Annotated in this window: 1 pseudogene; it reads left to right on the top strand. The window is 76.5% G+C overall.

Annotated elements, in window-relative coordinates:
- Positions 1-2,587, top strand: a pseudogene (locus tag WML84_RS14735) (hypothetical protein); the annotation flags it as partial.

Here is a 2,587-nt window from a genome sequence, read left to right as displayed (position 1 = left end):
AACGCCGGGAACGCCTCGACCGCGAACGGCGGCGCAGGCACCGGCGCGGCGACGACGCCGAGCGCGGAGTCGGCGCAGGGCAAGGTCAACGCGGCGGCCGCCGTCGCGGTGACCCTCAGCACCGTGCGCGCCGAGACCCTCCTGGCATCCGGCATCACCGTCACGGCGACCGGTGCCGTCGCCCTGAACACGAGCGCCAACACCGATGCGGCGTCGTCCGCGAACGGGTCGGCGTCGCAGGGCGCCACGGCCACGATCGGCGCGGCCGTCGCGATCACGCTCGCGAACGTCGTGAACCGGGCGGTCGTCCCGGTCGGCGTCACGATCCGCGCGGGGAGCCTCGCGGCATCCGCGACGGTCACACCGGACGGCGCCGACACGACGGCCACGTTCGAGGCCGAGTCGATCGCGGGCGCGGGCGGCGGCAAGGTGTCGGTCGCCGGCTCGTTCGCGCTCGCCGTCGTGAACCACACCACCGCCGCCGCGATCGACGGCACGGTCGTGCTGGCCGGGGGCGACGCGACCCTGACCGCAACGAGCGACGTCGCCACGACCGTGAAGGCGCTGCCCGCGGGCGCGGGCGTCACGACCGCCGGTCAGCTGGGGCTCGGGGCATCCGTCGCCCTGGCCCTCGTGACCGACACGACGACGGCGAGCCTCGGTGACGCGGTCTCGCTCACCGGTGCGCGGAACCTCGTGCTCACCGCGACCGCGACCGACGTCGCGACCGCCGAGGCGCGCATGGGCGCCAAGGGCGGCAAGGTCGCCCTCTCGCCGGCCGTCGCGGTGACGCTCTCGAACGTGACCACCGCGACGCGCGTCGGCAGCGGCGGGGTGCTCGGGCTCTCCGGCGGCTTCACCGCGACCGCGACGCAGCGCGCGACGGCGGGCACGACGGCGAACGCCGCGGTGCTGGATGCGGCGACCGCGGGCGTCGGCGTCGGCCTCGCCCTCACGATCGCGAACCACTCCGTCACGAGCGCGCTCGCGCGCAGCCTCACCGCGGGCGGCGATGTCGCGCTGCGCGCCAGCAGCATCTCCGACGCGACCTCGAGCGCGACGGCATCCGCCGCGGGAGCGCCGGAGAACGGCGCCGACTCCGGCGACGCGGGCAACCCCGGCGGTGCCGGCGGCGCGGGTGTCGACGACCTCGTCGCGGGGGAGCGCGCCCACGCGGGGGCGGCCTCCGAGGCCAACGGCGGCGCAGGCACCGGCTCGGCGACGACGCCGAGCGCGGAGTCGTCTCAGGGCAAGGTCAACGTCGCCGCGGCCGTCGCGATCACGCTCTCCACCGTCCGCGCCGAGACGATCCTCGGCCCGGCCATCACGGTCTCCACGCCCGGGAGCGTGACGCTCGCCACGAGCGCCAACACCGACGCCTCCTCGTCGGCGAACGGGTCGGCGTCGCAGGGCGCGACGGCCACGATCGGCGCCGCCGTCGCGATCACCCTCGGGAACGTCGTCAACCGGGCCGTCGTCCCGACCGGGGTCACCGTGTCGGCCGGCAGCCTGACCGCGTCGGCGACCGTCACCGCCGACGGGGCCGACACCACCGCGACGTTCGGTGCGGAGTCGATCGCCGGCGCCGGGGGCGGCAAGGTGTCGGTGGCAGGCTCGTTCGCTCTCGCCGTCGTGAACCACACGACGACCGCCGGCATCGACGGCACCGTCACGCTCGCCGGCGGCGACGCGACCATCACGGCGACGAGCGACGTCGCCACGACCGTGAAGGCCCTGCCCGCGGGCGCCGGCGTCACGACCGCCGGCCAGCTGGGGCTCGGCGCGTCCGTCGCCCTGGCCCTCGTGACCGACACGACCGCCGCGACCATCGGCGACGGGGTCTCGCTCACCGGTGCGCGGAACCTCACGCTCACCGCGACCGCGACGGATGCCGCGACCGCGGAGGCGCGCATGGGGGCGAAGGGCGGCAAGGTCGCCCTCTCGCCGGCGGTCGCGATCACCCTCTCGAACGTCACCACGACCACGCGCATCGGCAGCGGCGGCGAACTGTCGCTGACCGGGTCGTTCACGGCGACGGCGACGCAGCGCGCGACGGCGGGCACGACGGCGAACGCGGCGGTGCTGGATGCGGCGACCGCCGGCGTCGGCGTCGGGCTCGCCCTCACCATTGCGAACCACACCGTCACGACGGCGGTCGCCCGCAATCTCACCGCCGCCGCGGCCACGCTCGGCGCGAGCAGCATCTCGGATGCCACGTCGACCGCGACGGCGTCGGCCGCGGGAGCGCCGGAGAACGGTGCCGACTCGGGCGACGCCGGCAACCCGGGCGGTGCGGGCGGGCCCGGTGTCGACGACCTCGTCGCAGGGGAGCGCGCCCACGCGGGGGCGGCCTCCGAGGCCAACGGCGGCCAGGGCACCGGCTCGGCGACGACGCCGAGCGCGGAGTCGGCGCAGGGCAAGGTCAACGCGGCGGCCGCCGTCGCGGTGACCCTCAGCACGGTCCGTGCCGAGACGATCCTCGGTCCGGCCATCACGGTCACGACGACCGGTGCCGCCGCCCTGAACACGAGCGCGAACACCGACGCGGCGTCGTCCGCGAACGGATCGGCGTCGCAGGGCGCGACGG

Origin of the sequence: Microbacterium sp. (genome assembly GCF_039812165.1) — a bacterium.
GTDB lineage: Bacteria > Actinomycetota > Actinomycetes > Actinomycetales > Microbacteriaceae > Microbacterium.
This window is presented reverse-complemented; position numbering and strand designations above follow the sequence as displayed.